The sequence below is a fragment of the Rhodococcus sp. OK302 genome, from assembly GCF_002245895.1.
Classification (GTDB): domain Bacteria; phylum Actinomycetota; class Actinomycetes; order Mycobacteriales; family Mycobacteriaceae; genus Rhodococcus_F.
Genome location: NZ_NPJZ01000001.1, coordinates 2,925,554 through 2,952,385, shown reverse-complemented (window position 1 = coordinate 2,952,385; position 26,832 = coordinate 2,925,554). Strand labels below are relative to the sequence as shown.

The window sequence follows — 26,832 nt, the reverse complement described above, 5'->3', positions numbered from 1 at the left end:
GCCTATCCCCCAGCCCGCAGACGCGGACCGGGGGACGGTGAGAGAACTACTGCGTTGGAACGGACCAGCTCAGTAGCGGTAGTGCTCCGGCTTGTACGGGCCTTCGACGTCGACGCCGATGTACTCCGCCTGCTCCTTCGAAAGCCTGGTCAACGTGCCACCGAGTGCCTCGACGTGGATCTTCGCGACCTTCTCGTCGAGGTGCTTGGGCAGACGGTAAACCTCGTTGTCGTACTCCTCCGGCTTGGTCCACAGCTCGATCTGAGCGATGACCTGGTTGGAGAAGCTGTTGCTCATCACGAACGACGGGTGCCCCGTCGCGTTTCCGAGGTTCAGCAAACGTCCCTCGGACAGCACGATGATCGAGTGACCGTCGGCGAAGGTGAACTCGTCGACCTGCGGCTTGATGTTGATCCGCGTGACCTCACCGGACTTCTCCAGGCCGGCCATGTCGATCTCGTTGTCGAAGTGACCGATGTTGCCCAGGATTGCCTGGTGCTTCATCGCCTTCATGTGATCGAACGTGATGATGTCCTTGTTGCCGGTGGACGTGATCACGATGTCGGCCCAGCCGATGGCCTGCTCGACGGTCTTGACCTCGAAGCCGTCCATCAGTGCCTGCAGAGCGTTGATCGGGTCGACCTCGGTGACCGCGACGCGAGCGCCCTGGCCACGAAGCGCCTCGGCGCAACCCTTGCCGACGTCGCCGTAACCACAGACGAGAGCAGCCTTGCCGCCGATGAGAACATCGGTGCCGCGGTTGATGCCGTCGAGCAGCGAGTGGCGGGTGCCGTACTTGTTGTCGAACTTGCTCTTGGTGACCGAGTCGTTGACGTTGATGGCCGGGAACGTGAGTTCGCCGGCAGCGGCAACCTGGTACAGACGCAGAACGCCCGTGGTGGTCTCCTCGGTGACACCCTGAACCGACTCGGCAATGGCAGTCCACTTGCCCTTGTCAGCCTCGAGCGACTGACGCAGCAGAGCCAGGAAGACCTTGTGCTCGTCGGAATCCTGATCGTCGTCCGTCGGCGGCACAACGCCGGCCTTCTCGAACTGCGCGCCCTTGAGCACCAGCATGGTGGCGTCGCCACCGTCGTCGAGAATCATGTTGGCGGGCTCGCCCGGCCAGGTCAGCATCTGCTCTGCTGCCCACCAGTATTCTTCGAGCGTTTCACCCTTCCAGGCGAAAACCGGAACGCCCTTGGGCTCCTCCGGCGTACCGTGCGCGCCGACAACGATGGCTGCCGCGGCATGATCCTGCGTCGAGAAGATGTTGCACGAGGCCCAACGAACCTCGGCGCCGAGCGCCGTGAGCGTCTCGATCAGAACTGCGGTCTGAATGGTCATGTGAAGCGATCCGGAAACGCGAGCGCCCTTGAGCGGCAACACATCTGCGTACTCACGACGCAGCGCCATGAGGCCCGGCATTTCGTGCTCGGCCAGACGGATTTCCTTGCGACCGAACTCGGCCAGCGAAAGGTCCGCTACTTTGAAGTCGATTCCGTTGCTGCTATCGGCCACGGGTGTTGCTGAAACTGAGGTCGTCATCTGCCTCTCCTGGTTGACGTGCATACTCCGCTCAAGGCTATCCGCTCAACACCCCGATAAGCACACCAGCGTGATCCGACGAACCTCACAACCCGCCGCGCGCACCACGTGCGACGTCGATGAACGGCCCCAGCAACGTACCCAGATCCTCCGCCACGGACGCCCCGGACTCCGGCGGCATCGAAATGTAGCTCAGCCCCAACCGCGCAACTGCCCTGGCCAGAATGCCTGCATCGGCTGCCGACGCCTGGATCCAGCCCCGTTGAAAGCTCTCCGCGAGCCGCGCCGACGCCCGATCGATAATGACCGCACTGTCGGTGGTGATCAGCCGGAGCAGATCGGGTTTCGCCTCCCCCGTCAGCAAAGATTGCACCAGAGGATCAGACGCGCTCGAGGCGAAGAAACTGCCGAAGCCTGCCATGAGTGCGGCAACGCTGCGGCCTTCATTGGCGACCATCGCCTCATCGACGGCGTCGACGAACCCATCGGCCAATCGCAGCGCGTAGGCCTCCGCCAATCCCTGCCGTGACCCGAACTCGTTGTAGAGCGTTTGCCGACTGACTCCGGCGCGCTTCGCCAGCACCGTCAGAGTGACCTCGGACCAGTCTTTCTCGGTGAGAAGCTCGCACATCGAGTCGAGTACCGAGTTGCGCAGCAGCAGACGCGACGCCTCTTTTTGGGGCAGGCGGACGTGCGTCGAAGTCATGACAGCGACTTTACCGATACGCACGCTACCGGTTCAGGCGCGCTCGACCTCCACCATGAAGAAGTCCACCTTTGCCGCCCCACAATCCGGGCAACTCCAGTCCTCCGGAATATCGTCCCAGCGAGTACCGGGCGCAATACCGTCCTCGGGCCAGCCTTCGGCTTCGTCGTACTCGAAACCGCACTGCGCACACTGATACAGCTTGTAGTCGTTCATGATTCACTTCCTGATTCAATCGACACTGCTTCGAAATCGATCTTCTCGCGCACACCACAATCCGGGCAGCACCAGTCGTCGGACACTGCCGTCCACGGCGTTCCGGCCGGAAAGCCTTCTCGCGGTGCACCGATCGCTTCGTCGTAGACGTACTCGCAGACGGGGCATCGATAGGCACTCATGCTTGTCCTCCTGATACTGCTCCGTACCGAGCGAGGATTCGCTCACGCTTCGACGGTTGAACATTGACGCGCGTGATGTCACCACCGTAGTGAGCGATCACCTTGGGGTCCATCACCTTTCGCCACAGCGGCGGAACGTAGGCCAGTATGATCATGCTGGCATAGCCACTGGGCAGATTGGGTGCACCGTCCATGCTCCGAAGCGTCTGGTAACGCCGAGTCGGATTGGCGTGGTGATCGCTGTGACGCTGTAGGTGATACAGGAAAATGTTCGTGCAGATGTGGTCCGAATTCCAGCTGTGCTGCGGAGCGGCGCGCTCGTACCGGCCACTATCGAGCCGACTGCGCTTGAGTCCGTAATGCTCGAGGTAGTTGACCGTTTCGAGGAGGCAGAAACCGAACACCGCCTGCAGCACCAGGAACGGCAAGATCGAAAGTCCGAACACGGCCGTCAGCACTCCGAACAGGACCACGGACATCAGCCACGAATGCAGGACGTCATTGCGAATTGTCCACGGCTTCTTACCCAGTCGATCCAATCGAGCCTTCTCGAGTTCCCATGAAGATCGCAGGGAACCCCACACGCTTCGCGGCAGGAAGACCCAGAAGCTCTCGCCGAACCGAGACGACGCCGGATCCTCCGGTGTCGCGACACGCACATGATGCCCGCGGTTGTGTTCGATGTAGAAGTGTCCGTAGAAGGACTGCGCCAGAGTGATTTTGGACAGCCAGCGCTCGAGGTCGTCTTTCTTGTGACCCAACTCGTGCGCTGTGTTGATTCCGATTCCGGCGACACAACCGATAGTGATGGCCAGACCGATCTTGGAGATCAGCCCCAGCCCGCCGTCCAGACCCAACCAGGACAAGTCGGTTGCCGACCACAGGTAGCACGCCACCACGAGGCTGACCAACTGGAACGGAATGTAGATGTACGTGCAGTACCGGTAGTACTTGTCATTCTCGAGTTGTTCCATGACCTCGTCGGGCGGATTCTCACCGTCGGGGCCGAAGAAGATGTCCAGAATCGGCAGCAGAACATACACAAGTAGCGGCCCGATCCACCACCACACGGGCGAGACGCCGGCCCACCCGATGCTGTTGAACAGTGCGACCATTCCGACGGCGATGAACACCGAAGTAGGCGGAACCAGGCCGAGCAGCCAGAGATACCGCTTCTTGTCGCGCCATTCCGCGGGCGGCGTTGCCGGCCCGGACTGCGCGCTCACGTGTGTCGACACGGTGTGCCTCCTCCATTCGAATCGACCCACCATTGTGAGTCAGTTCACCATGAAGTAGACAATACAATGCATTTTGTCCAAAGGATAGACAAACGAGTGATTTTGTAAATTTAGGGAACTTCCCCGCGTTCCCGCTTGCCGATCATCGAATGCTGTCGGCTGTACGCGAAGTAGATGACTACGCCGAGAGCCATCCACACGATGAACCGCAGCCAGGTCTCCACCGACAAGTTGAACATCAGCCACAGGCACGCCAGCACCGCCAGAATCGGCACGAACGGGACCAGCGGAACACGGAATCCACGGGGCAGATCCGGTCGCGTCCGACGCAGAACCAGCACACCGATCGAAACCAGAACAAACGCGAACAGCGTTCCGATGTTCACCATTTCTTCCAGGGTGCCGATCGGAAAAACACCGGCCAGCACTGCAACCACCACACCGACCAACACCGTGATCCGTACCGGAGTTCCGTGCTTCCCGGTCGGCGCAAGCCGGCGCGGCATCAAACCGTCGCGAGCCATCGCGAAGAGCACACGAGTCTGACCGAGCATCAACACCATCACCACCGTCGTCAGACCGGCGAGGGCTCCGAACGAGATGACGTTTTTCGCCCAAGTGATGTCATGAAACGCGAATGCGGTTGCAAGATTGGACGTATCACCTTCGAGGACGTGGTAGTTGACCATGCCTGTCAGCACGAGCGTCACGGCAACGTACAGGACAGTAACGATCAGCAGTGAACCGAGAATCCCCCGCGGCAACGCCTTCTGCGGATCCTTCGTCTCTTCCGCGGTAGTCGCGACCACGTCGAAACCGATGAACGCGAAGAACACCAAACTCGCCGCCGCCAACAATCCGTACCAGCCGAACGAGCTTCCGCCGGCTCCCGTCACGTAGGAGAACAGCGACTGGTGGATACCCTCACCCGTCGACGCCGGTTGGGACGGCGGGATGTACGGCGTGTAGTTGTCGGTGTTGATGTAGAACATGCCCACGATGATCACCAGCAGCACCACCGCCACTTTGATCGCCGTGATCACCAACGAGACCCGCGAGGACAGTTTGGTGCCCGTGGCAAGCAGCACTGTGATGACGGCGACAACCAGCACCGCTCCCCAGTCGAATTTGATCGGCCCCAATTCGACTATCGGACTGTGCGAACCCATCACCTCACCGAGATACAGGGACCAGCCTTTGGCCACCACCGAGGATGCCAACGCAAATTCGAGAATGAGATCCCAGCCGATGATCCACGCCACGAATTCACCAAATGTGGCGTAGGAGAACGTGTACGCACTACCGGCGACGGGCACCGTCGACGCAAATTCGGCGTAACACAGTGCTGCGAGTCCGCAGGCACATGCTGCGATGACAAACGCAAGAGACACTGACGGCCCGGCGACATTACCTGCCGTCCGGGCCGTAAGTGTAAAGATTCCTGCGCCGATGACCACCGCGACACCGAACACGGTGAGATCCCAGGAGTTCAGCTCTTTTCGGAGTTTGGTCTCCGGTTCGTCGGTGTCCTTGATCGACTGCTCAATCGATTTGGTTCGGAACAGTTTTGAACGTCGCGATCCGGCTTGCTCGTCCTTGATGGCCACAGCCGCCTCCTTGCAGACCGACTACATACCGCGGGCGGCAAGCTGGACCAGCCGGTCCCGTCAGTGGCAACAGAGATGCATTCAGCCTAAGCCTGTAGAGGAAAGATTGCTCACCTGGCGTCTTTCGCGAGCCTGTCCAGATCGGGTTCCAGGTAGATCACACGCGCGGCGGGAACCGCAGCGCGCACCCGCACCTCGGCGTCGTCGATAGCGGCGGCGACATCCGAGATCGTGGAACCGAACGGCACCGCGACCTTCGCGGCAACCAGAAGTTCTTCGGGACCCAGGTACTGCGTCTTGCAATGGATGACGCGTTCGATGCGGGTTCCGTCGACCAGCGCCGCCAGAATCCGATCGGTTTCCGCGCTGGTAGCGCCCTCACCGATCAGCAGGCTTTGCATCTCGACGATCAGAATAATCGCAATGATCCCGAGCAGAATTCCGATGCAGAGTGTGCCGATACCGTCGAAAACCGGATTGCCCGTGATCATCGTCAACGCGACGCCGCCAAGTGCCAGCGCCAGTCCGATCAATGCGCCGAAATCCTCGAGCAGGACGACGGGCAGTTCCGGGCTCCGTGAATTGCGGATGAAGCCCCACCACGTCGAGTCGCCTTTAATCAACCGTGATTCTTTGATGGCTGTCCAGAAACTGAAGCCTTCGAGTCCGATCGCAACGAGCAGAATAATGACTGCGACATACGCCGAGTTGAGGTCCTCGGGATGTTGAATCTTGTGTATTCCCTCGTAGATCGCGAACATCGAACCGAGAGTGAACAGGACCAGAGCGACAACAAACGAATAGAAGTATCGACTACGCCCGTACCCGAACGGGTGGAGCTGGTCTGCTTCACGTTCGGCTTTCTTCTGTCCCAGAAGCAGCAGTCCCTGATTGGACGTGTCAGCAACAGAGTGCACCGACTCTGCCAGCATCGACGACGAACCGGTGATCAGGAATCCCGCAAATTTAGCTACCGCTATTCCGGCATTAGCACCCAATGCCGCGAGAATTGCCTTTTTACTGCCACTAGCCGACACAAATTCTCCCTGTCTGACGACAAATGTAACTATCGGCCAACCGAAGCACTGAATACCTGCGCATGCATGCTTTTCGCCGATATCCGAACAGCCGGCTCGTCCGCAGAAATCCACGCGGACCGCCCCGCGCCGAGGTCGAGTTCACTGCTTCCACATCGAGCCGTCACCGCGCCGGCCGTGCAGATCAAAATTCTCGGACCACCCGCCGGTACGACGCTCTCCGTCGTTCCTTCGCCGAATTCGATCCGCGTCAACCGGAATTCCGGTGCCGGTGTCGGATAGATGAATTCCGCCGAACCCGGCCCCGGTTCCGGCTCGAGAACCGAGATGTCGGCACCGTTGAAATCCAGGACGCGAAGCAACTCGGGAACATCGACGTGTTTCGGGGTCAATCCACCGCGCAAGACATTGTCGGAATTCGCCATGATCTCGACCGCCAGTCCGTGCAGGTAGGCATGCAGGTTCCCGGCAGCCAGGAAGATCCCCTGACCAGGCTCGAGCGTGACTCGGTTGAGGAGCAGCGCAGCCAGCACTCCGGCGTCGCCGGGGTACGACTCACCGAGTTCGAGCGCCGTGCGTATCTCTGGCGCGAACTCGACGTCACGCTGCGAAACGTAACTGATGCATCCCGAAAGTACCGCCGGCAGCAACGTCCCGAGCGCAGCGGACGGCAGCGTTATCCACGTCGTGAACAGCGCGCGCAGTCCGTCGGAGTCCGGTTGTCCTTCGAGGAGGCCGATATACGGCTCGAGTTCGGCTACCGCCAACGCGCGCAGCATCTTGACCGTCCGCGTCGGTTCACGGAACCCCGCGAGAGCCTCGAACCGACTCAAAGCGACAACAAGTTCAGGCTTGTGACTACCGTCCTTGTAGTTGCGAATCGATGCGTCCATCGGCACGCCCAGCTCGTTTTCCCGGCGGAAACCCTCTGCAGCCTGCCGGGCGCTCGGATGGGCCTGCAACGACAACGGTTCTTCGGCCGCGAGCAATTTCAGCAGGAACGGCAGCCGCTCGCCGAATGCTTCGACATTGGCAGAACCCAACTGTCCTGCCGGGTCGCGGCGCAGCACCTCGAGCAATGATTCAGTGCCGTTCTCGTCGACGACGAGAGCCGGATCACCCGGATGCGCACCCAGCCACAATTCTGCCTCGGGATGCGCCGACGGTACGGGGCGCCCGCGAAGCTCCGCGATGGCCGTACGCGACCCCCACGCATACGACCTCAAAGCACCTTCGAGTTCTTGCACTACCGCGCACCACCCGTCAACTGCACGTACGCCGACGCCATGTCCAGACGCGACGCCAAAACAAAAAGTTGTTGCATTTCCGATACCCCCGTGTCGGCTGTGTCGTCGTGCGCGGCTACCACCAAATCTGCATCTGCCAGCGCATCGATCCTGCGTGTGGCCTCCCCGCGGCCCGCTTCCATGGCAAAAACGAAAACACGAACGGGGTCGACCGGGAGTGCCCCGTCGAACTCCGGATCATGGAAGAACGGATCGTGGAACACCGAATCACGTGCGCCACCAGCCGGGACGAACAGTGACCGAGCGGCGGCGATCACATCGGAGAGCTCCGCGCCGGCAGCAGAATGCCCGGATGCCAGAAGTGAAGCACTTGCATATTCAGCGAACGCAGTCGCGAGTGCGCCGCTGCCGCACAGCACGACGCGATGGTCACGCATGCGAGTGGCCAACGATTTTGCCGGGTTGTGGAAGACCTCGTTTGTCGGCCCGTCGCTGATTGCTTCCGCATCGACGGCATCCGCGATGCGATCGAGAAACGACGGTCCCGCCGCACTGTGATCACGGTTGTCGATCGCGGCGACAACGGCGGCGAAGACTGCAAGAAAACGCATCATCGTATGGCGTGGGGCGGTGAATACCCGTGGTGCCAGGGACATGGTTCGGCCGGCCGCGGCGGCACGCATCGGACCTTCTTCGGGAACCGCCACGACAACTTCTGCGCCGCGACGGACGCCGCCGTCGACGGATTCCACCAGCCTCGGATCGCCGGCGTCGTCACCCGCGACAACCACGACGTCGAGTGGACCTACCCATGACGGTGTCCGGTCCAACAGGACCAACGGACAACTGACCGAGTTACCGAGCAGAGCGACGGCGATCCGGGCAGCATGCCTGGCGCCCCCGGACCCGGCGACCAGCACGATGCTTCGTGGCCGTAATCCGGCCAGCCGATCGAGTACACCCTCGGCAACTGCCGAAGCTGTCGAGCGAATCTGTGCGCCCCCCATGGCTACCGAACGCAGTAGCCCCTCGAAATCGGCAGCAGACAAACCGTCACTGTCGTCGAGGTCGAGAAGCGGCGTCGGAGCTGTCATTTCACCGCACCCCCTTCTCCGTACCAAATTCTCTCGCAGTGTCCCGTGCGGGATAGTCCCCCAACTATCCCAGGTAAGTCGATGCGCCGACAAACCAATCGAGCAGATACCTTCTCAGCCGCGCACGATCGCCAAGATCTCGCCGACCAACGCGTCGACATCTGCTTGCGTCGGCGCTTCGACGTTGAGTCGGAGCAACGGTTCGGTGTTGGATGCGCGCAGGTTGAACCAGGCCTTACCGGACAGGTTGACCGTTACGCCGTCCAAGCGATCAACGGATTCGGTGCGATCGGCGAAGGCTGCAATAACGGCAGCGGTGCAATCGGCAGCGTCCGCGACGGTGGAGTTGATTTCACCGGAAGCGCTGTAGCGGGTGTACTCGGCCATAAGTTCCGACAGCGGTCGGTCCTGCTCGCCGAGTGCTGCGAGGACGTGCAGTGCGGCCAGCATGCCGGAGTCTGCACCCCAGAACTCGCGGAAGTAGTAGTGAGCGGAATGCTCGCCGCCGAAGATTGCGCCGGTGTCGGCCATCTCCTGCTTGATGAACGAATGGCCCACCCGAGTACGAATCGGCACTCCACCCAACTCGATGACCAGTTCGGGCACCGCCGCTGACGTGATGAGGTTGTGGATGATCGAGGCGCCGGGTTCCTTGGCCAACTCGCGCTTGGCGACAAGCGCGGTCACTGCGGACGGTGACACCGGGTCGCCCTTCTCGTCGACGACGAAGCATCGATCGGCGTCGCCGTCGAAAGCGAGACCGAGATCGGCTCCCGTCTCACGGACATACGCCTGCAGGTCCACGAGGTTGGCCGGATCGAGCGGGTTCGCCTCGTGGTTCGGGAACGTGCCGTCGAGTTCGAAGTACAGGGGTGCGACGTCGAGAGGCATCGGTCCGAATACAGCGGGGGCGGTGTGCCCACCCATACCGTTGCCCGCGTCGACGGCAACTTTCATCTCACGCATTTCGGAGAGGTCTACCAGTCCGCGCAGGTAACTCGCGTACTCCTCGAGCACATCCTGACTGCTGACCAGCCCTGCCGGACCGTCGAACTCGGGAACGCCGGAAACAACCTCGGCCGAGATGACTGCCAGACCGGTGTCCTGGCCGACAGGCTTGGCACCGGCGCGGCACAGCTTGATTCCGTTGTACTTGGCCGGGTTGTGGCTCGCAGTGAACATCGCACCCGGGCAGTTCAACAATCCGGAGGCAAAATACAGCTCGTCGGTGGACGCCAGTCCGATATGGACGACATCGAGTCCCTGCGCGACGACACCGTCCGCGAAAGCAGCAGACAAGGACGGCGAGGATGCACGCATGTCGTGACCGATCACGACGGTGGTAGCTGCGCCGGCTTCGTCGCGGACCAGACGTGCAAACGAAGCGCCGACATCGCGCACAAAATCTTCGTCGATCTGCTCGCCGACTACACCACGGACGTCGTACGCCTTGATGATTGCAGCAACCGACTCGGCTGTTCGCACCACTGAATTCATTCTCCTCGTATGCGCATCCCGACGGATCTGTCCGTGGGACGCTGAAAGTTGTGAGCAAGCCTAATGCTTCACGCAGGACAATTTCTTGTCATGCAGGCAGTCGCCTCGGGTCAGGCAGTCAACTCAGGTCAGGCAGACGGGTCCGGAAGGACGCGCAGGTGCCCTCGGCGCCCGGTGCGGGCTGCGGTGGGAACGATGGAACGGACGTCCTCGTTCGGCGAAGCGCCGGAATCCTCACGACCCTTGTTTCGGTCGCCGAAACCGGCCTCACGAACGGCTTCCGCCAGGGCGGTCAAGTCATCCTCATCCGGGGTACTCGAGGAGAATCCTCCCTCGTACCGGACCATTTCCCAGCCCTTGGGGACCGTGATACGCGACGCATGGTTGTCACACAGATCCCACGAGTGCGGTTCCGCGACAGTAGCCAGCGGACCTACGACAGCGGTGGAATCCGAGTAGACATACGTCAACGTCGCGACGGCGGGGTTCTTGCACCCGGGGCGGCAGCAGCGACGCAGAGATCTCACAGGTACGGAGCCTAGTCCTCCCCGCTGCCGGAACCTACTCGGACACACCGGGCGGGTTCGACTGTCGTAATCTCGACGGCATGCCACGCTCCCCCCGCAGACGCTCGGTGACCACCCGTTCGATCGAGCGGCGGGGACGAGGACTGCGCGGACCTTTGCTTCCACCGGAGGTTCCCGCTCGCCGAACCCGAGCGGAGAAGTTCGACCTACTGGTGATGGATGCCTTTGCACCGGTCGACAGCGCCTGGCACGACCGACTCAAGAAACTCGATATCGCAGTGGACGAGGTTCCGAAGATTTTCGCCCGCGATCCCGAGTCGGTGACCTGGCCGCCGGAAGTTGTCGCAGACGGACCGGTACCGCTCTCGCGATTGATTCCGGCCGGCATCGATCGCTACGGAAAAACGACGCGAGCGCGAATTGTATTGTTCCGTCGGCCGCTGGAGCAGCGTGCCAAGAATCCGGATGAACTCACGGATTTGGTCCACGACGTGTTAGTGCAGCAGGTCAGTACGTTTCTCGGAGTAGACCCACAGGTGATCGACCCGACACTGCCTGACGAAGATTAATTGAATACTGAACTTGATAAAAGCCGAGCATCATAAAAACAGAAAGTCTGTGTACGACCTGCAATTCCCCGTTGCAGGTCAGACTTCGCAGACCCTCCGTCAGCCCCGACGCTGACGGAACCGATTCAGCAGAAGATCAGATGATCCCCCGCTTTAGGCGTCGACGCTCGCGCTCCGACAACCCTCCCCAGATACCGAATCGTTCGTCATTGGCGAGTGCGTAATCGAGGCACTCGTCACGAACCTCACAGCCGAGGCAGATTCTCTTGGCTTCCCGAGTCGATCCACCCTTTTCGGGGAAGAACGCTTCGGGATCGGTTTGCGCACACAGTGCGCGCTCCTGCCACTGATCCTCGATGGTGTCGAACAGTTCCTCGAATCCAGTCACGAGACTCAGCACGGGCCGAGTACTCACTGCTTCGAAACCACTGCTGCAGGCACCATCTGCTGCGCCCGATCGGGAATCGGTCTGCGGTTCGTAGCTCACTGTCATTGCGAGAGAACTGATCTCGACATTTTCATTGGGCACCGTTCCGCCTCCTCACCTGTAATAGCGCAGAATTTCACTCCATTATTCAACCCCACCCCGTTGACCATTCGAAACTACGTTCGAATCTGGTCCCGCTGCAGGCGATCTCGGTAGCAACGGTGGAATGACACATTTGAGATTACACACGTCCAGCGTGTCGCGGTCAAGCTAATCGATATCAATCCATTAGTATTCCGGCCCGATATTTGCATCCGACCTACTGCCCAGCGGTCACGACAAACCGAGCACCGCCTAGTCTTTGTCAAGTGAACGTGACTGTGTTGGTTGGCGGTGTCGGTGGAGCTCGTTTCCTCCAAGGAGTGCAACATGCGCTCGGTATCTCTGGTGGCGAAACGCTCGATAAATATGAAGGCCCGCATCGGATCACGGCGGTTGTCAACGTCGGCGACGACGTCTGGATGCACGGGCTGCGCATCTGCCCCGACCTCGATACCTGCATGTACACCCTTGGCGGTGGTATCGACACCGAGCGCGGATGGGGTCATGCCGGTGAGAGTTGGAACGCAAAAGAAGAGCTTGCCGCCTACGGCGCAAAGCCCGATTGGTTCGGCCTCGGCGATCGAGATATTGCCACGCATTTGATTCGAAGCCAGATGTTGCGAACCGGATATCCACTTTCGGCAATCACGGAGGCACTGTGCAATCGCTGGAATCCGGGAGTCGATCTCATTCCCGTCAGCGACGACCGCAGTGAGACGCACGTCGTCATCACCGACCCCGAAGACGGTGAGCAGAAGGCAATCCACTTCCAGGAATGGTGGGTACGTCATCGTGCCCAGGTCCCCACACACAGTTTCGCGCACGTCGGCGCCGAGCAGGCCAAGCCGGCTCCAGGCGTGATCGAGGCGATCGAGAACGCGGACATCGTCTTGATCGCTCCCTCCAACCCGGTGGTGAGCGTCGGCGCGATTCTCGCCGTCCCCGGCATCCGCGGCGCACTACGTACAACGTCGGCAAAGGTGATCGGACTCTCCCCGGTGATCGCCGGAAAACCGTTGCGTGGCATGGCCGACGAATGCCTCGAGGTCATCGGCGTCGAAACCACGTCCGAAGCGATCGGTCGCCATTACGGCGCGCGGTCGATCAACGGCATTCTCGACGGCTGGTTGATCGACGAAGGTGACGCTGCCACCGTCGACGGAGTGGACGTGCGCAGCATCCCCCTGATCATGACGTCGCCCGCAGCGACCGCGGACATGGTCCGGACTGCCTTCGACATCGTCGGGGTATCACTGTGACTGTCGCTGATCACTCCCCCGGCGCAGCCATCGAAGTGATTCCGGTACCGGGACTTCCGGAATTTCGGCCGGGAGACGACTTGGCTGCCGCGCTCATTGCGGCTACACCCTGGCTCGAAGACGGTGACGTACTTGTCGTGACGAGCAAGGTGTTCTCGAAGGTCGAAGGTCGGATTGTCGCCTCTCCGACCGACCCCGAAGAACGCGACGCCGCCCGACGCATTCTCGTCGATCAGGAAGCCGTACGCGTCGTCGCACGCAAGGGCCGAACCCTCATCACCGAGAACAAGCTCGGGATCGTCCAAGCCGCGTCAGGCATCGACGGCTCCAATGTCGACGGTGCGGAATTGGCGCTACTGCCAGTGGATCCGGATGCCAGTGCCGCATCGCTGCGTGCGCGGATATTCACGAGCACCGGCAAGTCCGTGGCTGTCGTGATCACCGACACGATGGGTCGTGCGTGGCGCAACGGGCAGACCGACGCGGCCATCGGCTCCGCGGGTATTCCCGTTCTGCACGGGTACCTCGGTGCGCAGGACAGTCAGGGCAACGACCTTGTGGTCACCGAGATCGCCGTAGCCGACGAAATTGCGGCAGCCGGCGATCTGGTCAAGGGCAAACTCGGCGGAGTACCCGTGGCGGTCGTACGCGGCTTGCGCTTCGAGGACGACGGTTCCACCGGTCAAGACCTCATCCGCCGCGGGCCCGAGGATCTGTTCTGGCTCGGCACCGCGGAAGCCACGGCAATGGGCCGCGGCCAGGCGCTGCTTCTCCGACGTTCCGTTCGTCAGTTCACCGAGGAATCGGTCGACGCCGAACTCATTCGCGCGTCCATCGCCGAGGCACTCACGGCTCCGGCGCCGCACCACACCCGCCCGGTTCGATTTGTGTGGTTGCGCACCAAGGAAATTCGCGCGCAATTGCTCGATGCGTTGCGTGAACTCTGGGCTGCGGATCTGCGCGCCGACGGACGGAGCGAGGAATCGATCCGGGCCCGCGTCGCGCGCGGCAACATCCTTTTCGACGCCCCCGAAGTGGTCATCCCGTTCTGTGTCCCCGATGGTGCGCACAGTTATCCCGATGACCGTCGTAGCGCTGCCGAGTCCACGATGTTCACGGTTGCTGCGGGAGCGGCGGTGCAGGGATTGCTGGTTGCACTCGCGACTCGCGAGGTCGGGAGTTGCTGGATCGGTTCGACGATTTTCGCGGCCGATGCGGTACGAGAACTGTTGGGGCTTCCCGCGGATTGGCAGCCACTCGGCGCTGTTGCCATCGGCCATCCCCTCGAACCGCTCACGGTGCGTGAGGCTTCCGCACCGGGCGACGCCGTGGTTGAGCTGTGAGCTCCGAAACCCTGCACGCGTCCGCCACAAGTGTTCTGGAGAGCTGGATTACGCCCTCCGAGCACGATGAGTCCTTGCGGCACACCATGTTGGCGTTTCTCGATTCGGCACCTGACGGTTGCCTGCGTCGCCATGCACCCGGGCACATCACCGCGTCGTCGTTGATTCTCGACGAGAGTGGTCGGCACGTCTTGCTGACTCTGCATCCGCGAGTGGGTCGGTGGATCCAACTCGGCGGGCATTGTGAACCGGAAGACAACAGCGTGGTCGACTCGGCTTTGCGCGAGGCCCGCGAAGAATCCGGCATCCACGATCTCCGCATCGATCCTGAACTACTCTCGGCGCACACTCATCCGATCACCTGCTCGCTGGGTGTTCCGACGCGGCACCTCGACCTGAGATTTCTTGTTGTGGCACCGGACAATTCGCCGATCGTGCGCAGTGAAGAGTCGACGGACCTGAGGTGGTGGCCCGTCGACGCACTCCCGGAGTCAGCGGAACGCGAGACCATCGACCATTTGGTCGCACTGGCCCGCACTCGCCTGGGTCAGGCCTGAAAGGCTGGAGCAAGTTCCGGGCGCTTGGCGCTGACGCCGTCACCGGAAGAAGTTCCCTTGACGCGTCGAGCTACCCACGGCACCAAGAACTCTCGGGTCCACGCACGGTCTTCGGCCCGGGACTCCGCTTTGGACAGAACCGGTGCGGGACCGAGATCCGGCGGGGTGAGGTTGTGGTCGACACCGATCGCGTCCAAGACATGTGTGGCCATGTTCTGATGGCCGGCCGGCGACATATGTAGCCGGTCGAAGTCCCACATTCGCAAGTCTTGGTATTCGTCGAACCGCCAGAAGTCGACGATGGTCGCGCCGTGACGGTCTGCTACTTCACGAACCAATTCGTTGTAGATCGCCATGCGGCCACGAAGTTTGCCGAAGAACGCCGACCATCCCGTGTCGTAGGCGGTGAAGATCAGCACGCGTGCACCGGATTCCGTGAGCTGCGCTATCGCGGTGTCGTAGCGATCGACCAACGCGTCGAGATCCAACTTCGGACGCATCATGTCGTTTCCGCCGGCGTAGATCGACACCAGATCCGGCTTCAGTGCCAGCGCCGGCGCAAGCTGCTCTTCGATGATCGGACCGAGCAAACGGCCACGGACAGCGAGGTTGGCGTAGCGGAACTCGGGATTGCCACTTGCCAACTGCTCGGCGACGCGGTCAGCCCAACCTCGTAAGCCGTTGGGAAAGCGCTCGTCTGCATCGCCGACGCCCTCGGTGAACGAATCACCGAGAGCGACGTACCGGCTCGGAAATGAAGTCATCCCACCAGTATTCCAGTTGCGAAGCTCAACAATCACACATCTGTGCTGAAACGCACGCCGCCGTCCGGCAGTGTCACACCCGGCCATACTCGGGCACCGCGGAGCAGCTCACAACGAGCACCGACATCGGCGCCGTCACCGATCACAGCGTCACGGACCAGCGCGCGGGGCCCGATCCGGGCACCGAACCCGATGATGGAGCGTTCCACCGTCGCTCCTGCCTCGACCACGGCGCCGTCGAACAGAATGGCGCCGTCCAGGCGCGCACCGGCGCCTACTTCTGCGCCGCGGCCGACAACCGTGCCGCCGATCAGCACGGCACCGGGAGCAACGCCGGCGCCCGGATGCACGAGGGACTCACCGCGTGGGCCGTCGAGAGCGGGCGACGGTGCGATACCGCGCACCAGGTCCGCGGAACCACGAACGAAGTCTTCCGGGGTACCCATGTCACGCCAGTACGACGAGTCCACGTGGCCGAAGACGCGCTTGCCCTCGGACAACAGCGCGGGGAAAACCTCACGCTCGACGGATACGGGGCGTCCCGCGGGAATCTGTTCGATGATCTCGCGCTTGAAGACGTAGCAACCGGCATTGATCTGATCGGTGGGCGGATCCTGCGTCTTCTCCAAGAACGCGGATACCCGGCCGTTGTCGTCCGTGGGAACGCAACCGAATGCACGCGGATCGCCGACACGGACGAGGTGCAGAGTCACATCTGCTTCTGTCTTGGCGTGGGTGTCGAGAATCGCGTTCAAGTCTGTGCCGCCGAGCACGTCGCCGTTGAACACCATGATGTTGTCGCCGCGCAGTTTCGGGAGGACGTTACGAATGCCGCCGCCGGTTCCGAGCGGTTCGGTTTCGAAGACGTAGTCGATCTCGAGCCCCATTTTGGAACCGTCGCCGAAGTAGTCCTCGAACACCTCCGCTTTGAACGAGGTACCGAGCACGACATGCTTGATGCCGGCGGCTTCGATCCGTGCAAGAAGGTGCGTCAGAAACGGCAAGCCTGCAGTCGGCAGCATCGGTTTGGGCGCCGACAAGGTCAGCGGGCGCAGACGAGTGCCCTTGCCTCCTACCAGGATTACGGCGTCGGTCGGATTCGGCTCGGTCATCGTTGTCCCCCGTGATTCGAAACTGAAGTGTTGTCGGTCGAGTTTTCGGTGCGACTGCGCGCACGTACTGCGGATGCCACGGCGATCTTGGATCGCACGGCCAGTCCGCCGCGTAGGGCCAGACGCAGCGGCGCCTGCCACCAGTGTGGATGACGGTCCGCTTGGAAGCGGTAGGCGCTGCGGTGGTGCGCCGGCAACATCAACTCCGGATGGCGCCCGGCCGCATGCCCTTTCGCGTGAGTCACCTCAGCGGAGGGCACAAAAACGTTGAGCCACCCGGCTTTTCCGAGACGATCACCGAAATCGACATCTTCCATGTACATGAAGTAGCGGGAGTCGAATCCGGAGATGGCGTCGAACGCGTCCCGACGAACCAACAGGCACGAGCCGGACAGCCAGCCGACGGCCCGCTCGGTCAGAGCCTCGTTTTCCTGGCGGTATCGAGTGGTCCACGGATTCTTCGGCCACACAGTTCCCAGAATTGCGTGCCCCGCGCCGGAGGCGATGTCGGGAACCGCTCGCGCTGACGGATAGACACTGCCGTCGAGTTCGAGGACCTTGGGCCCGAGCGCACCGGCCCTTGGCCACCGATCTGCCGCGGCAACCAATTTGTCGAGTGAACCGGGTGCCCATTGGACGTCCGGATTGGAAATAACGAGGAATTCGATCGCAGGATCGATCTCCGCGACGGCCCGATTTATGGCACCGCCGTAACCGATATTTCCACCCGTACGGAGCAAACGGACGTGCTCGTACTTCGCGTCGGCTGCCTCGGGGGCACCGTCGGTCGACCCATTGTCGGCCATGATGACCTGGGGTTTTTCTGTCGTCGCCACAGCGAGTGTGCTCAAAAAGTTCTCGAGATGCTCGCCTGGCGAGTAGGTCACCGTTACCACGGCCAGCTTGGGACTCACGCCGGTCAGCCTAGCCGCCCGCAGCGCTCCGCCCGAACTGTGAGCGCTCCAGAGCGTCGTGAAGCGCCTCACGCCACGGACGCAACGGGCTCAGTCCGGCCGCCGCCCACGCGTGACCGGACAGGACCGAATACGCCGGGCGCGGGGCGGGGCGGACGAATTGCGCGCTGCTGCACGGGCGGACCCGGTTAGGGTCGGCACCGATCTCCTCGAACACCGCGCGAGCCAGGTCGAACCAACTCGCCTGCCCGGCATTGGTGGCATGCAGCGTCGTGCTGCCGGTGAAGGGTCGGGCGGCGAGTTCGAGCAGTCCGGCCGCAAGATCGAGGCTGTAGGTGGGTGAACCGATCTGGTCGTCGACGACGTCGACGAACTCACGCTCGGCTTCGAGCCTGCGCATAGTGCCGACAAAATCGCCGGGCTCTCCCGAGTACACCCAGGCGGTTCGAACAATCGCAGAATCGGCCCTGGACTCCCGCACTGCCTCCTCACCGGCCAGCTTGGTCCGGCCGTAGACAGTCGACGGGCCGGTCGGTGCGTCGCTCTCGTAGGGGGTGTGTGCGTCGCCGGGGAAGACGTAGTCGGTGGATACGTGGATGAGCCGTGCGCCGACGCGTGCACAGGCACCGGCAAGGTTGCCCGGTCCGACCGCATTGACTCGGGTAGCTGCCGCCTCGTCGGACTCCGCGGCATCTACCCCTGTGTAGGCGGCGCAGTTGATCACCACACTGTTCGGCGTCACGTCGTTCGAGCTCATGATCCGCTCGACCTCGCTGAGGTCTGCGATATCCCACTGCGCCGAATCGAATGCTGCAATGTCGAGACCCGCCGAACGAGCCAGCCTTTCGATGCGTGTTCCGAGTTGTCCGCGGGCGCCGGTGAGCAGGATGTTCGTCACACCGTTCAGTTTGGCACGCCGCGTCGAGGTACCGGCGACGCGCGAGGAGACCAGTAACCTGGGAGGGTGTCACACCAGCAACCACAACGCCGCGCACGTCCACGACCTGCGCCTGCTCGGCAGAAGACGAGCCCCGGACGGATAGCTGTCGCCGTGGTGTCCGTTCTGGTGTTGCTGGTGACCGGTTTCGCCTGGCGCGGAGTGGACTCCCTACGCAACAGTCTCGCCACCGCGAGCGGCCTCGGTTTGGGCGGCGGCAAGGACGGTGCCATCGACATCCTGATGGTGGGAACCGACAGTCGAACCGATGCGCATGGAAATCCGCTCACCCAGAAAGAGTTGGACTCGTTGCGTGCCGGCGAGGAAGTCGCGTCCAACACCGACACCATCATCTTGATTCGCGTTCCCAACGACGGCAGTTCCGCCACCGCGATCTCCATTCCGCGCGACGCCTACGTCAACGTCCCCGGCATCGGTATGTCGAAGATCAACGGCGCCTTCGGCGCAACCAAGGAGACCGAGCGACTGCGTCTGGTCAACAACGGTGCCAGCGATTCGGATGCCGATCGCAAATCCACCGAAGCGGGCCGCACCGCGCTGATCAAGTCCGTCTCGAACCTGACGGGCATCACTGTCGACCATTACGCCGAGATCGGCCTGCTCGGATTTGTCCTCCTGACCGATGCCGTCGGCGGCGTCAACGTCTGCCTCAACGCGGCGGTGGACGAACCGATGTCGGGCGCCAACTTTCCGGCCGGTGAACAAACTCTCGACGGATCCGATGCCCTCAGCTTCGTGCGGCAACGCCACGATCTCCCCCGCGGCGACCTCGATCGCATCGTCCGTCAGCAGGTCTTCATGGCCTCCCTCGTCAGCAAGGTCCTGAGCGCGAAAACACTGAGCGATCCCGGCAAACTCGGTTCGTTGACCAACGCCGTCGAACGCTCGGTTGTCATCGACGACGATTGGGACATCATCGAATTCGCCAAGCAACTACAGAATCTCGCGGGCGGCAAAGTTCAGTTCGAGACGATCCCCGTGCTCGACATCAACGGGATGACCGACTACGGCGAGTCCATCGTCAAGGTCGATCCGAAGGATGTGAAGAAGTACATCGCGAGCCTGGTCGGGGAGGACGCCCCGACCGAGGAAACCACGACGTCAGCACCGACTGTCAATGCTTCCAAGTTCACGGTCGACGTCGCCAATGCGAGTGACACCGCCGGACTTGCGAGCGGCGTCTCCGAGGCACTGAGCGCGCTCGGATACAAGGAGGGCAAGGTCGGTAACAACACCGGTGCAAGTGTCTCCGAATCCACGGTCTTCTCGAAGTCCGCCGACGACGACGCCGCACTCGCTGTCGCCGACGCCCTCGGCGGTCTGACGGTGAAAGCAGATTCCTCGTTGTCGTCGAACACAGTTCGCGTGGTTCTCGCCGCGGGTTACTCCGGACCGCAATCCGCAGACTCCGTGTCGCCGAGCGATTCCGACTCCTCCACCACGTCGAACTCTGCGAGTACGACCGAGACCAGTCCGACGCCCGCTCCCCCCGGCCCGCCGATCGACGCGGCATCCAGCGGGCCTCGGTGTGTCAACTGACCACTGCGTAAACTGACCGGATGCCTTCACCTGCCGACAACCTGACCGACGCGCTCCTCGGACCGATCCTGGCTGCCGACTCGGCGGGCCCGCGGATCACGTACTACGACGACGCGAACGGCGAACGCATCGAACTCTCGGCGAGCACCTTGATGAACTGGGCGGCCAAGACCGCGAACATGGTGGTTGACGAGTTCTCTCTCGATCCGGGCGCGAAGGTCGCCGTGCTGCTGCCCGCACACTGGCAGAGTGTTGCCGTGCTGCTCGGTGTGTGGTGGGCCGGGTGCGAGGTTGTCCTCTCCCCCGATTCTGATGCCGAACTCGCTTTTGTCACGGAGGACCGCCTCGACGACGTGGCTGATGTGCCCGAGGTTGCGGCTCTCTCGCTCGACGCTTTCGGAAAAGGATTGAGTGACCTGCCGATCGGAGTTGCGGACTACGCCACATCCATTCGCGTACACGGCGATCAATTCCGCAGCGCCGGAGCCGGATCGGCGCTGGAAGGCCGAACCGTTGCGGAAACACTGCTGGCGGCACAGGAATCTGCGATTGCTCGCGAGCTCACCTCCGCGGACCGAGTGCTGTCGAGTCAGGCGTGGGATTCAGCGCAAGAACTCATCGACGGACTACTGGCCGTCTTCGCCGCCGGTGCTTCCCTCGTGCAGGTGGCCCACCCGGACGCGGAAGCTACCGCGCGCCGAGTGGGCACCGAAAAGGTCACGAAGCTGTTCTGATTCAACGAGGGTCGATCAACCGGCAAGCGCCCTGACCGGCGAGACCATGCCGGCGCGGCGAGCCGGCAGCAGTGACGCGATCACTCCGCAGATCCCACCGATCAACGTAATTGCCACCAACTGCACCCAGGGAACCGCGCCCAGGGCGATGTCGTCGATCCCGAACACCGACGCTGTCCCCGCGACGCCGAACACCAGACCGAAGACAACTCCGATCACCGACGCGACTCCCGCTACGAGTAGAGCTTCCCAGATCAGCATTGCCCGAATTCCCTTCTTGGTCATGCCGAGTGCTCGCAGCAGCCCGGATTCGCGTCGTCGTTCGAGGACCGAGAGCGCCATCGTGTTTCCGACGCCGATGAGCGCGATCAGGACCGCGACCGACAGCAATCCCGCAACCACCATGAGCATCGTGTCGAGGATCGAATCGAGTGTCGAACGCATTTCGGTCATGCCTTGAACATCGCTGCCCGGCGCTTCCTGGCGAGCCAGTTCGATGATGCGATCGGTAGTTGCGAGAGCTTGATCGTCGGTCTCGGTATCGAGCCTGACCCAGTACGCATCAGTGGCCGGCAACGTGGCGGCCGCGGCGAGGTCCCCCCGATCCAGCAGGGCCGGTTGACCTTTCACACCCTCGACGACGCTGAGATTGATACTCCCACGATCGCCGCGCACCGTTGCAGTGTCGCCGGCGCCCAGTCCGAAGTCGGTCAGCGTGCTCGGCGAGAGAACCAATTGTCCCGGACCTGGTACCGAAATGTCGGTGCGCAAAACGTCTTTCACCTGTGCCGCATCAACTCCGTAACCTGGCAAATCTCCATGCCCGTCGAGAACCAGGTCGGCGTCTTCCAGTCCCGCCACCGCGCGCACACCGTCGACCTGACCGATGCCGGTACCGAGCGCGTCGGGCAGGGGCGCAGAACCCGAACCGCTCACCATCACGTCGACCGGGAACTGACTGTCCATGGCTCCGGGCGCAGCAGCTTTGACGGTGGCGATCCCGACAACCAGGGTGCTCGTCAGCGCGACACCGATCAGCAATGCCACTGCGGTAGCAGATGTTCGACGCGGATTGCGGCCGGCGTTACCAGCAGCAAGGCCACCGACCGGACCAATCGCACGCGCCAGCAATCCGCCGGCCTTGTTGACCAGCGCGGGAACGATCCGCCCTGCCAAAGCTGCGATCCCCAGGAACGAGAGCAACCCGCCGATCGTTGCCGGCAGCACCTGCTGCCCACTGACACCCAGGACAGTCATCGCAATTCCGGCGAGGAGCGCCGCAATTCCCAGCACACGGCGCACGACGGAATCTTGAACACGTTCCGGCTTCGACTCCAGGGGCGCAAGGGCAGCCATCGGCGAAAGCCTTGTAGCTGCGCGTCCCGGAGCCGAGGCAGCCACCATGGTCATCACGATTCCGACGGCGAGACCGACCAGTACCGTCACCGGCGTGACACTGAGTGTGGAGAGCGGCACAGGCACGTCAGCAGCGGTGGCAACGGCCCCGATCAACCATGCCAGACCGATGCCGAGTCCCACCCCGATGACCGAGGCGATCACGCCGACGACAGCAGCTTCGGCGCGGATGCTCCGGCGAACCTGTTTGGCCGTTGCTCCGATGCACCGCAGCAACGCAAGCTCCTGAGTGCGAGCGGCAAGCAGAACAGCAAATGTATTCGCAATGACGAGTGCCGCAACAACTACCGCGATGGCACCGAATGCAAGCAACACCGTGCTGAGTATGTCCGTGCCGCCCAGATACTGGGCAGCAGCTGCTTCGATAGCGGACTCCCCGGAGATCGCCGTCGATCCGGCCGGCAGAGCGCTCGACACACGATCGACGAGGTCCGCCGAAGTCCCCGAACCGTCACCCGCGATACGAAACTCACGGGTCGCGGATTCTCCGGCCCACAAGCTCACCTGCTCGGGTGTCGCAAATACCTTCATTCCACCGAGACGTTGCGCCGATCCCTCGAGGTCCACCAGTCCGACAACTCGCGCGGTCGAAGTAGCTGCATCGGTCGAGTTAGCCGCTGTCACCGTGACATCGGCGCCCACGGGAATCCCCGAGTCGGCACTCACCAGCGCCTGTCCCGGCCCGGTGGGCACAACACCCTCGGCGAGTTTCTCCCACCGCAGTTCCGCGCTGGGTGCAACCGAGAGGGCCTCACCGTACGCGGCACCCGTGGCTGCGGAAACCACGCGGACCGAGCCCGACACGTCCTCGGCGACTGCGCGCACCCCCGGAACCGACTCCAGGAGGGCAACGCTCACTCCCGGCCCGGAAGCAACTGCGTCCGTCGTTTCGTACTGGGAGGCAAGGGATTTACTGATACTCGCATCCACCGTGGAACTCAGTGTCAGGGTCGCGACGATATACCCGACCGCGATCACCACTGCCACGATCGATGCTACATAGCGGCCCGCGTGCGCCCTGGCCTGCGCAATTGCCAATCCCCTCATCGCAGCACGCTCGCGGTTTCCGGCATATCCGTCAGGTCGTCGGCACCGAGAGCACGCATCGCGCCGATCACGGAATCGACGGTGGGGCGCAAGATTTCACCGGCGATACGACCGTCGGCTATCAATACCACTCGATCGGCATACGATGCGGCCAAGGGATCGTGAGTCACCATCACGACGGTCTGCCCGCTCTCACGTACTGCGGTACGCAATAGTCCGAGAACCTCTGTCCCCGAGCGTGAATCAAGATTTCCGGTCGGCTCGTCCGCAAAGATTACGTCCGGCGCCGGCAGTAGTGCCCGCGCCACTGCGACGCGCTGCTGCTGGCCGCCCGAGAGTTCGTGCGGCAGATGATCGAGGCGATGGGTCAACCCGAGTCGGGTGACCACTTCGTCCATCCACTCCGGCGCAGGCTCACTCCCAGCCAACTTCATGGGCAGCAGCATGTTCTCCCGAGCCGAGATCACCGGCAGCAGATTGAAGGCCTGGAACACGAAACTTATACGCTCACGCCGCAATTCGGTCAGTTCGGTATCCCCGAGCTTTGTTACCTCGGTATCGCCGAGGAACACGCTTCCGCCGGAGACGGTGTCAAGACCGGCAAGACAATGCATGAGCGTCGATTTCCCGGACCCGGACGGACCCATGATCGCCGTGAACATTCCCCGCCCGAAATCGACGTCGATCCCACCCAGCGCGTGCACGGCTGTTTCGCCCGTGCCGTAAATCTTGCTGACACCACGCGCCGTGATCGCCGGTGGTACTGCTATTCCAGGCGTATTGCCCCTGTGCTGATTCATGGTGTCGACGCTATGGGAGCGCGGACGCTGTTCGCGTCGGAGCGCGGGGCCATCTTCAGCCGGAGGGTGTCATCCTCGGGGAGGATGCCGGGTCAGTCTGCAGTACCCAAGAGGTCTGCGCGCCGAACCAAACCTACTTGGAAGGCGAAGACAACTGCCTGCACACGGTCTCGAGATTTCGTTTTCGAAAGAACTCGTCCCACATGGGTTTTCACGGTCGTTTCGGAAACGTGAAATTTGGCAGCAATCTCCGAGTTGGACAATCCGTACGCCATGGCTTCGAGAACTTCCACTTCCCGGGGCGTTAACTCTTCCGGCAGCTTCGCTCCGGGCTCCGAACCTTCCAGAAGTGGTCCGACGTGCTGGAGCAACCGCCGCGTGGCCCGGGCCTCGATCACCGCATCACCGCGGTGCACTGTGCGAATGGCATCGAGCAACTGTTCCGGGGGCACGTCCTTGAGGAGGAATCCGCTGGCACCGGCTCGGATTGCCGACATGACGTACTCATCGTTGTCGAAAGTGGTGAGCACCACCACTTTCGGAGCGTTCGGGTTGGTCAGCAACCGCCGCGTTGCTTCGATTCCATCCAGGCGCGGCATCTGAACGTCCATGAGCACGACGTCGACGCGCCGGGTAGCCAGTTCCGTGAGAGCTTGCTGCCCATCCGACGCCTCGAGTACAACGTGGAGATCCGGTTGGGAGTCGATCACCATTCGGAAGCCGGCGCGGACCAGTTGCTGATCGTCGACCAGCGCCACTGCGATCGGATTCGCCTGTTCGTCCATGCCGTTCACCCTAAGGGCCATCTAGTCGGTCCGGTACGGCAGGACGCCGCGCACGCTGTATCCACCGCCGGGCCGCGGGCCCGCCGTGACCGTGCCGCCGTGCAGGCGTGCGCGCTCCGCCATGCCGATCAGGCCTTGCCCACCAGGTGAGGATTCGACCAATGCAGCACTGCCGCCGCGTCCGTCGTCGGTAATTCCGAGGACGAGTTCGGTTTCGGTCCAGGTCATCTCGACGGCGGCGTGGGCGCCCGGCCCGGCGTGCTTGAGAACATTGGTCAGCGATTCCTGCATGATGCGATACGCGGTCAACCCGGCGCCGGCCGAGAGTTCGCGCGGTTCTCCGGTGACAGTTACGTCGACGTCGAGCCCACTACGCGTCAATTCACCGAGCAGGGTATCGATGTCACCGACACCTGGAATCACCGCAAAGTCTCGTGGGCTGTCTTCGCGGAGCACGGACAAGAGTGCTCGCATGTCGGTCAGCGCCTGCCGACCCGTAGCCGCGATGGTTTCGAGCGCCTGGACCGCCGCCTGGGGATCTTGCGCGGCGCTGTAGCGTCCACCGTCCGCCTGGGCGATGACGACGGTCAACGAGTGGGCGACGATGTCGTGCATCTCGCGGGCGATTCGTGAGCGCTCGCTGATGGTGGCGATTTCAGCTTCCTGGGCTCGCTCGAGTTCGAGCAGATGCGCGCGTTCGGTGAGCCCCTCCAACTGCTTGGTACGGACGCGTCGTAAGTCGCCGAACGCCCACACAGCAAGAACGAAGACCATCACCGCCGCACACTGAAACAGCAACGCCGAGAGCGCTATATCTTGGTAGCGGAAATAGCGGATCGCCGCCGCGATCGCCCCGAGAAGCGCGAGACCCAACCCGGTGAGGCTGCTCCAGCGCGCACCGTACGCAGCCAGCGCATACAGTGAGATCGGCACTGCGATCGCACTGCCGAGCAGGGCATTCCCGATAAAGATCACGTGTAGGACAGCAAAAGCCGCAACTGTCATGCCGGAAAGTTCGGGCTTGGATCGCCGCCAGGCGAGCGGGACCGTCATGCCCAGGGTGATCGGTATCGCGAGTGGACCGTTTTCTACGGCCACCACCGAACTGATGAGTGTAACCAAGACTGCGATACCGATATCGATACCGCGTGCATGATCCGCGCTCCAACGGACGAAGCGTTCACTAGTCGGAAAGCGAGCCATGCCGCCAACAGTAGCGACTCAGCGCGTGTAGCCGCCGTCTGCCAGTCCTGCCTCGATCTCGAAGCGATTGCGCGGACCAGGCCGACGGAGTTCCTCGTAGAGGTATTTTGCCCCGAATACGATTCCGTGCCTTGCCCATTGGTCCGCGTGAACAGCTTCGTGCCGGAGCACGGCGCGGGAGATGTTGCGACGCGTGAGGTACACCCCACCGAGAGTTGTTCCGCCGCGGGCAAATCCGCGGTGCATGCCCGAGGCGACAAATATGCCGAATTCCGGGTCGAATGTGACGTCGGCACCCAGAAGTCGGGCGTAGAGCAGTGCCAGTCGCGTAACAAAAGCGGCCTGCGCGCTGCCCCGACTAGCTCGGATCAGCGGCAGGCCGCGATGTTCAGGCACAAAAATCT

The 26,832-nt window shown here is 62.3% G+C and carries 27 protein-coding genes; 6 read left to right on the top strand and 21 right to left on the bottom strand.

The window, feature by feature from the left end:
- Window positions 1-69: 69 nt before the first annotated feature.
- From ahcY to BDB13_RS13500, 11 genes are all read right to left on the bottom strand, one after another.
- Window positions 70-1,548, bottom strand: a complete 1,479-nt coding sequence (gene ahcY / locus BDB13_RS13550) for an adenosylhomocysteinase (protein WP_094274896.1) — start codon at window positions 1,546-1,548, stop codon at window positions 70-72.
- A gap of 85 nt (window positions 1,549-1,633) precedes the next feature.
- The gene (locus BDB13_RS13545) at window positions 1,634-2,254 is read right to left on the bottom strand and encodes a TetR/AcrR family transcriptional regulator (RefSeq protein WP_094274895.1); all 621 of its coding nucleotides are present in this window, start codon (window positions 2,252-2,254) and stop codon (window positions 1,634-1,636) included.
- Window positions 2,255-2,287: 33 nt separating this feature from the next.
- Window positions 2,288-2,470 carry a rubredoxin gene (locus BDB13_RS13540; protein WP_094272100.1) on the bottom strand — a complete coding sequence of 61 codons (183 nt, stop codon included), beginning with the start codon at window positions 2,468-2,470 and terminating at the stop codon, window positions 2,288-2,290.
- Window positions 2,467-2,652, bottom strand: a complete 186-nt coding sequence (locus tag BDB13_RS13535) for a rubredoxin (RefSeq protein WP_094272099.1) — start codon at window positions 2,650-2,652, stop codon at window positions 2,467-2,469. The genes BDB13_RS13540 and BDB13_RS13535 overlap by 4 nt, the downstream gene beginning before the upstream one ends.
- Window positions 2,649-3,890: an alkane 1-monooxygenase gene (locus BDB13_RS13530; RefSeq protein ID WP_094272098.1), complete on the bottom strand. Its 1,242-nt coding sequence runs from the start codon at window positions 3,888-3,890 to the stop codon at window positions 2,649-2,651. The genes BDB13_RS13535 and BDB13_RS13530 overlap by 4 nt, the downstream gene beginning before the upstream one ends.
- A gap of 110 nt (window positions 3,891-4,000) precedes the next feature.
- Entirely contained in the window at window positions 4,001-5,497 is a 1,497-nt protein-coding gene (locus BDB13_RS13525) for an amino acid permease (RefSeq protein ID WP_094272097.1), read from the bottom strand.
- A 110-nt stretch (window positions 5,498-5,607) separates the two neighbouring features.
- On the bottom strand, window positions 5,608-6,534 hold the full coding sequence (locus tag BDB13_RS13520; protein WP_094272096.1) for a cation diffusion facilitator family transporter: 927 nt from the start codon (window positions 6,532-6,534) through the stop codon (window positions 5,608-5,610).
- A gap of 29 nt (window positions 6,535-6,563) precedes the next feature.
- Window positions 6,564-7,781, bottom strand: coding sequence for a mannose-6-phosphate isomerase, class I (gene manA, locus BDB13_RS13515; protein WP_094272095.1), 1,218 nt, complete (start codon window positions 7,779-7,781; stop codon window positions 6,564-6,566).
- Window positions 7,781-8,875 (bottom strand): tobH protein, encoded by a 1,095-nt coding sequence (locus BDB13_RS13510; protein WP_094272094.1) that lies wholly within the window; start codon window positions 8,873-8,875, stop codon window positions 7,781-7,783. The genes manA and BDB13_RS13510 overlap by 1 nt, the downstream gene beginning before the upstream one ends.
- Window positions 8,876-8,989: 114 nt before the next feature.
- Complete coding sequence (locus BDB13_RS13505) at window positions 8,990-10,363, bottom strand: phosphomannomutase/phosphoglucomutase (RefSeq protein WP_094274894.1); 1,374 nt, start codon at window positions 10,361-10,363, stop codon at window positions 8,990-8,992.
- Between the two features lie 137 nt (window positions 10,364-10,500).
- Window positions 10,501-10,899, bottom strand: a complete 399-nt coding sequence (locus BDB13_RS13500; RefSeq protein WP_169632734.1) for a DUF3499 domain-containing protein — start codon at window positions 10,897-10,899, stop codon at window positions 10,501-10,503.
- An 80-nt stretch (window positions 10,900-10,979) separates the two neighbouring features.
- Between BDB13_RS13500 and BDB13_RS13495 the strand changes: the two genes are divergently transcribed.
- Window positions 10,980-11,468, top strand: coding sequence for a metallopeptidase family protein (locus tag BDB13_RS13495; protein WP_094272092.1), 489 nt, complete (start codon window positions 10,980-10,982; stop codon window positions 11,466-11,468).
- A 136-nt stretch (window positions 11,469-11,604) separates the two neighbouring features.
- On the opposite strand, the gene BDB13_RS13490 is transcribed toward BDB13_RS13495, so the two are convergent.
- Window positions 11,605-11,868, bottom strand: a complete 264-nt coding sequence (locus BDB13_RS13490; RefSeq protein WP_165826358.1) for a WhiB family transcriptional regulator — start codon at window positions 11,866-11,868, stop codon at window positions 11,605-11,607.
- Between the two features lie 395 nt (window positions 11,869-12,263).
- On the opposite strand from BDB13_RS13490, the gene cofD reads away from it, so the two are divergent.
- The 3 genes from cofD to BDB13_RS13475 are packed head-to-tail and all read left to right on the top strand — an operon-like array spanning window position 12,264 to window position 15,156.
- Window positions 12,264-13,256 carry a 2-phospho-L-lactate transferase gene (cofD, locus tag BDB13_RS13485; RefSeq protein ID WP_094272091.1) on the top strand — a complete coding sequence of 331 codons (993 nt, stop codon included), beginning with the start codon at window positions 12,264-12,266 and terminating at the stop codon, window positions 13,254-13,256.
- On the top strand, window positions 13,247-14,599 hold the full coding sequence (locus BDB13_RS13480) for a coenzyme F420-0:L-glutamate ligase (RefSeq protein ID WP_094272090.1): 1,353 nt from the start codon (window positions 13,247-13,249) through the stop codon (window positions 14,597-14,599). Before cofD ends, BDB13_RS13480 begins: the two co-directional genes overlap by 10 nt.
- Window positions 14,596-15,156 carry an NUDIX hydrolase gene (locus tag BDB13_RS13475; protein ID WP_094272089.1) on the top strand — a complete coding sequence of 187 codons (561 nt, stop codon included), beginning with the start codon at window positions 14,596-14,598 and terminating at the stop codon, window positions 15,154-15,156. The genes BDB13_RS13480 and BDB13_RS13475 overlap by 4 nt, the downstream gene beginning before the upstream one ends.
- Here BDB13_RS13475 and BDB13_RS13470 read toward each other — a convergent pair.
- The 4 genes from BDB13_RS13470 to rfbD are packed head-to-tail and all read right to left on the bottom strand — an operon-like array spanning window position 15,147 to window position 18,844.
- Window positions 15,147-15,920: an SGNH/GDSL hydrolase family protein gene (locus tag BDB13_RS13470; protein ID WP_094272088.1), complete on the bottom strand. Its 774-nt coding sequence runs from the start codon at window positions 15,918-15,920 to the stop codon at window positions 15,147-15,149. The two genes, BDB13_RS13475 and BDB13_RS13470, sit on opposite strands and share 10 nt — an antisense overlap.
- A gap of 32 nt (window positions 15,921-15,952) precedes the next feature.
- Window positions 15,953-17,032, bottom strand: coding sequence for a sugar phosphate nucleotidyltransferase (locus BDB13_RS13465; RefSeq protein WP_094272087.1), 1,080 nt, complete (start codon window positions 17,030-17,032; stop codon window positions 15,953-15,955).
- Window positions 17,029-17,946, bottom strand: coding sequence for a glycosyltransferase family 2 protein (locus BDB13_RS13460; RefSeq protein WP_094272086.1), 918 nt, complete (start codon window positions 17,944-17,946; stop codon window positions 17,029-17,031). The genes BDB13_RS13465 and BDB13_RS13460 overlap by 4 nt, the downstream gene beginning before the upstream one ends.
- A gap of 10 nt (window positions 17,947-17,956) precedes the next feature.
- Window positions 17,957-18,844 carry a dTDP-4-dehydrorhamnose reductase gene (gene rfbD / locus BDB13_RS13455; protein ID WP_094272085.1) on the bottom strand — a complete coding sequence of 296 codons (888 nt, stop codon included), beginning with the start codon at window positions 18,842-18,844 and terminating at the stop codon, window positions 17,957-17,959.
- Window positions 18,845-18,910: 66 nt separating this feature from the next.
- On the opposite strand from rfbD, the gene BDB13_RS13450 reads away from it, so the two are divergent.
- Window positions 18,911-20,443 carry an LCP family protein gene (locus BDB13_RS13450; protein WP_094272084.1) on the top strand — a complete coding sequence of 511 codons (1,533 nt, stop codon included), beginning with the start codon at window positions 18,911-18,913 and terminating at the stop codon, window positions 20,441-20,443.
- Between the two features lie 20 nt (window positions 20,444-20,463).
- On the top strand, window positions 20,464-21,177 hold the full coding sequence (locus BDB13_RS13445) for a TIGR03089 family protein (RefSeq protein WP_094272083.1): 714 nt from the start codon (window positions 20,464-20,466) through the stop codon (window positions 21,175-21,177).
- Between the two features lie 15 nt (window positions 21,178-21,192).
- On the opposite strand, the gene BDB13_RS13440 is transcribed toward BDB13_RS13445, so the two are convergent.
- The 5 genes from BDB13_RS13440 to BDB13_RS13420 all read right to left on the bottom strand — a co-directional run bounded on the left by BDB13_RS13440 (window position 21,193) and on the right by BDB13_RS13420 (window position 26,824).
- Window positions 21,193-23,640, bottom strand: a complete 2,448-nt coding sequence (locus BDB13_RS13440; RefSeq protein WP_094272082.1) for an ABC transporter permease — start codon at window positions 23,638-23,640, stop codon at window positions 21,193-21,195.
- A complete protein-coding gene (locus tag BDB13_RS13435) occupies window positions 23,637-24,440 on the bottom strand; it encodes an ABC transporter ATP-binding protein (protein WP_094272081.1) in 804 nt (267 codons plus the stop codon). Before BDB13_RS13435 ends, BDB13_RS13440 begins: the two co-directional genes overlap by 4 nt.
- A 92-nt stretch (window positions 24,441-24,532) precedes the next feature.
- Complete coding sequence (locus BDB13_RS13430; RefSeq protein WP_094272080.1) at window positions 24,533-25,225, bottom strand: response regulator; 693 nt, start codon at window positions 25,223-25,225, stop codon at window positions 24,533-24,535.
- A 21-nt stretch (window positions 25,226-25,246) separates the two neighbouring features.
- Complete coding sequence (locus tag BDB13_RS13425; RefSeq protein WP_094272079.1) at window positions 25,247-26,428, bottom strand: sensor histidine kinase; 1,182 nt, start codon at window positions 26,426-26,428, stop codon at window positions 25,247-25,249.
- 18 nt (window positions 26,429-26,446) lie between these two features.
- A complete protein-coding gene (locus BDB13_RS13420; RefSeq protein ID WP_094272078.1) occupies window positions 26,447-26,824 on the bottom strand; it encodes a hypothetical protein in 378 nt (125 codons plus the stop codon).
- Between the last annotated feature and the right edge of the window lie 8 nt (window positions 26,825-26,832).

Bases quoted from the DNA above. Each gene is read 5' to 3' on its own strand.
- BDB13_RS13535 (WP_094272099.1), bottom strand. From the start codon at position 2,652: ATGAGTGCCTATCGATGCCCCGTCTGCGAGTACGTCTACGACGAAGCG.
- BDB13_RS13425 (WP_094272079.1), bottom strand. From the start codon at position 26,428: ATGGCTCGCTTTCCGACTAGTGAACGCTTCGTCCGTTGGAGCGCGGAT.
- BDB13_RS13445 (WP_094272083.1), top strand. From the start codon at position 20,464: ATGCCTTCACCTGCCGACAACCTGACCGACGCGCTCCTCGGACCGATC.
- BDB13_RS13470 (WP_094272088.1), bottom strand. From the start codon at position 15,920: ATGACTTCATTTCCGAGCCGGTACGTCGCTCTCGGTGATTCGTTCACC.
- ahcY (WP_094274896.1), bottom strand. From the start codon at position 1,548: ATGACGACCTCAGTTTCAGCAACACCCGTGGCCGATAGCAGCAACGGA.
- BDB13_RS13440 (WP_094272082.1), bottom strand. From the start codon at position 23,640: ATGAGGGGATTGGCAATTGCGCAGGCCAGGGCGCACGCGGGCCGCTAT.
- BDB13_RS13495 (WP_094272092.1), top strand. From the start codon at position 10,980: ATGCCACGCTCCCCCCGCAGACGCTCGGTGACCACCCGTTCGATCGAG.
- BDB13_RS13465 (WP_094272087.1), bottom strand. From the start codon at position 17,032: ATGACCGAGCCGAATCCGACCGACGCCGTAATCCTGGTAGGAGGCAAG.
- BDB13_RS13540 (WP_094272100.1), bottom strand. From the start codon at position 2,470: ATGAACGACTACAAGCTGTATCAGTGTGCGCAGTGCGGTTTCGAGTAC.
- BDB13_RS13545 (WP_094274895.1), bottom strand. From the start codon at position 2,254: ATGACTTCGACGCACGTCCGCCTGCCCCAAAAAGAGGCGTCGCGTCTG.
- BDB13_RS13430 (WP_094272080.1), bottom strand. From the start codon at position 25,225: ATGGACGAACAGGCGAATCCGATCGCAGTGGCGCTGGTCGACGATCAG.
- BDB13_RS13435 (WP_094272081.1), bottom strand. From the start codon at position 24,440: ATGAATCAGCACAGGGGCAATACGCCTGGAATAGCAGTACCACCGGCG.
- BDB13_RS13510 (WP_094272094.1), bottom strand. From the start codon at position 8,875: ATGACAGCTCCGACGCCGCTTCTCGACCTCGACGACAGTGACGGTTTG.